Raw genomic sequence first — 3,428 nt, forward strand, 5'->3', positions numbered from 1 at the left:
TATGCGATCGTCGGCAGCGTCAGATGTGTATAAGAGGCAGTGGGTGGACTGTCCCATGGTCGGCTCCTCCTCGAGTCGCGGGTTCTGGCGCCGGTGCACGAGGAGTGCCTGCGCCGCTGCGTTTGGACGACGGTGAGAGTTCCCCGTGATCCCGGACGGTCAGCCCGTCGGAGAATAAACGACCATCTGGTCAATAAATATCGTTCCGATCGTCGCCGGTGTCAAGTCGCGGGGTGTGGTTGGGGTGTGTTCGTCTGCGAATCGCGCACGCATCGTCAAGCCCAGGTGGGAATAGGTCACTATCGGATGGTTTCCGAGAAAAATAGGGCGCTATCGGACATTTTCCGAGGCCGAAAGTATCCGATGCTGACCTATATTCGGCGGGCGCCGCTTGGGTCGGAGGGGGGTGTCTGGTCGGCACGGCGACACGGCACGGCGACACGGCACGGCGCCGCGGCAGGGTGGCGGGGGTGAGCGGCTCGTTCGCGTGTGCGGCATTGCACCCGGGCCGGGGGTGTGCGACACTGGTGGCAACAATACAGAACAAATGGTCAGTTAATGGATGCCCTCGGGCCAGAGGTCTTACGATGGTCGGACCGATTCGAGGTCGGCAGCCGCTGACCGAGCCGGGTCCTGACAAGGGCACATCCAAGGGTGGAGTGGTCATGACAACTCAAGTGAACGACAACCGCTTCGACGAGGCGCAGCTGCAGGAGCAGTTCGACGCCACGATCGAGGCCAAGGATCGGATCGAACCCCGGGACTGGATGCCCGAGGCCTACCGCAAGACGCTCATCCGCCAGGTCGCGCAGCACGCGCACTCGGAGATCATCGGCATGCAGCCCGAAGGCAACTGGATCTCCCGCGCGCCCTCCCTGCGGCGCAAGGCGATCCTGCTGGCGAAGGTCCAGGACGAAGCCGGACACGGCCTCTACCTCTACTCTGCCGCCGAGACCCTGGGCGCCACGCGCAACGAGCTCACCGAGAAGCTCGTGGCCGGCAAGCAGAAGTACTCCTCGATCTTCAACTACCCGACCCTGTCCTACACCGATGTCGGCACGATCGGCTGGCTCGTCGACGGGGCGGCCATCTGCAACCAGGTGCCGCTGTGCCGGACCTCATTCGGCCCCTACGGCCGTGCGATGATCCGCATCTGCAAGGAGGAGTCCTTCCACCAGCGCCAGGGCTATGAGCTGCTGATGACGATGATGCGCGGCACCGACGCCCAGCGCGAGATGGTCCAGGAATCGGTCAACCGCTTCTGGTGGCCGGCGCTGATGATGTTCGGACCTCCCGACGACAACTCGCCGAACACCGAGCAGTCGATGGCCTGGGGCATCAAGACCCACACCAACGACGAGCTGCGCCAGAAGTTCGTCGACATGTCCGTCCCGCAGGCCGAAGCCCTCGGCGTGACGTTCCCCGATGAGAACCTCAAATGGAACGAAGAGCGCGGACACTACGACTTCTCCACCCCGAACTGGGACGAGTTCTGGGCCGTCGTCAAGGGCGACGGACCCTGCAACGAACAGCGCCTCAATCACCGCAAGCGCGCTTGGGACGAAGGAGCGTGGGTGCGCGAAGCAGCGCTCGCCTTCGCAGAGAACCAGACCGCCGAGGCGGCCGCCACCCCGACCGCGGCCGATGCGACCCCTGCCGCCGGAGTCGACACCACCACCCCCGAGGAGACAGCGAAATGACCGAGACCACCCCCGGCTCCACCTCGGCGAAGGATGAATCCGCTGTGGGCTCGACCCGTGGCGAATGGCCGCTGTACGAGGTCTTCGTGCGCGGCAAGCGCGGACTCAACCACGTCCACGTCGGGTCCCTGCACGCTGCCGACGACCAGATGGCCGTCCACCATGCCCGCGACGTCTACACCCGACGCAACGAAGGCGTGAGCATCTGGGTCGTCCGCGCCTCCGACATCACGGCCTCGAGCCCGGACGAGAAGGACCCGATGTTCGCCCCCAGCGGCGACAAGGTCTACCGCCACCCGACCTTCTACGACATCCCCGACGATGTCCCCCATATGTGAGAAGGGGCGAGAAATGACTGCGAACAACGAACCCACCATCCACGTCGAACACGACGAGGCAGGCACGAACGTCGACCATGATACGCACGACAACGCGTACTCCGGTCTGCTCGTCAACGACGCGAACTGGGCCTTCGGCACCGACTTCGAAGACCCCCTGGCCGGCGTCGACACGACCGTGCCCGACGGCGTCGACGCCAAGGACCTCGGCGCGTACTGCCTCATGCTCGGCGACGACGCCCTTGTCTTCAGCCAGCGGATCTCCGAATGGTGCTCGAATGCCCCTGACCTCGAAGAGGACATCGCGCTGGCGAACATCGCGCTCGACCTCCTCGGCCAGGCGCGTCTCCTGCTCGCCCGCGCCGCCGCAGCCGATCCGCAGCTCGTGCCCGAGCTGCCGGCCGGCTCCCCGGTGCCTGATGAGGACCGACTCGCGTACTTCCGCAACGACCTGGGCTTCCGCAACGTCCGCCTGGCCGAGGTGCCCAACGGCGACTTCGCCGAGGCGGTCGCGAAGATCCTCATCTACTCCACTTGGCGACTGTCGATCTTCGAACGCCTCACAGGCAGCCGCGACACCGTGCTCGCAGCCATCGCGGCCAAGGGCGTCAAGGAGATGTCCTACCACCGCGACTTCGCCGGACGCTGGGTCATGACCTTGGCCCGCGGCACCGAGGAATCGAAGTCCCGCCTGGTCGCCGCGCTGAACGGTCTGTGGCCTCTGTGGTCCGAGCTCTTCGAGACCCACCCGGTCGAAGCCTCCGTGGCCGAGGCCGGAATCGGCGTCGACCCCGCGACGGTAGCCGATGAGGCATCCGTCATCCTCGACCAGGTGTTCGCCGCAGCCGGAATCGACCGGCCCGAACGCGGTGGCCTGGCCGGAGTCGGCGTCCACGGCGGCAAGGGCCGCGACGGACTCCACACCGAGGCCCTGTCGAAGCTGCTCGCCGAGATGCAGGTCGTCGCCCGGGAGCACCCGGAGGGTCAGTGGTGACCGCCATGCTCGAGACCCGCCCGACCGATACCCGCACCGGTACCGGCCCAGCAGACATCACCGACGCCGAGGCGATCGACCGTGCCTGGACCGCCGCCGAACGCGTGACCGACCCCGAGATGCCGATGCTCACCCTCCTCGACCTCGGCGTTCTGCGCGACGTCACGATCGAGAACGGCCACGTCGTCACCACCATCACCCCCACCTATTCGGGCTGCCCGGCCATGGCGACGATGCGCGATGACCTGCAGCGCGAACTCCTCGAGGCCGGATTCCCCGACGCCGAGGTGCGCGTTTCACTGACACCGGCCTGGACGAGCGACTGGATCACCGAACGCGGAAAGAAGGCACTCAAGGACGCCGGAATCTCCCCACCCGGGTCCTGTCTCTTATACA

Annotated in this window: 4 protein-coding genes; all 4 read left to right on the forward strand. The window is 66.0% G+C overall.

Annotated elements, in window-relative coordinates:
• Positions 1 to 665: 665 nt before the first annotated feature.
• A complete protein-coding gene (paaA, locus tag D3I60_RS01520) occupies positions 666 to 1,700 on the forward strand; it encodes a 1,2-phenylacetyl-CoA epoxidase subunit PaaA (RefSeq protein ID WP_262774364.1) in 1,035 nt (344 codons plus the stop codon).
• Entirely contained in the window at positions 1,697 to 2,038 is a 342-nt protein-coding gene (gene paaB, locus D3I60_RS01525) for a 1,2-phenylacetyl-CoA epoxidase subunit PaaB (protein ID WP_262774365.1), read from the forward strand. The genes paaA and paaB overlap by 4 nt, the downstream gene beginning before the upstream one ends.
• A 13-nt stretch (positions 2,039 to 2,051) precedes the next feature.
• Positions 2,052 to 3,032, forward strand: coding sequence for a 1,2-phenylacetyl-CoA epoxidase subunit PaaC (gene paaC / locus D3I60_RS01530; protein WP_262774367.1), 981 nt, complete (start codon positions 2,052 to 2,054; stop codon positions 3,030 to 3,032).
• 5 nt (positions 3,033 to 3,037) lie between these two features.
• Positions 3,038 to 3,428 (forward strand): 1,2-phenylacetyl-CoA epoxidase subunit PaaD (paaD, locus tag D3I60_RS01535; RefSeq protein WP_262774369.1); only part of this gene is annotated, 391 nt, incomplete at its 3' end.

Origin of the sequence: Brevibacterium permense (assembly GCF_025506275.1) — a bacterium.
Classification (GTDB): domain Bacteria; phylum Actinomycetota; class Actinomycetes; order Actinomycetales; family Brevibacteriaceae; genus Brevibacterium; species Brevibacterium permense_A.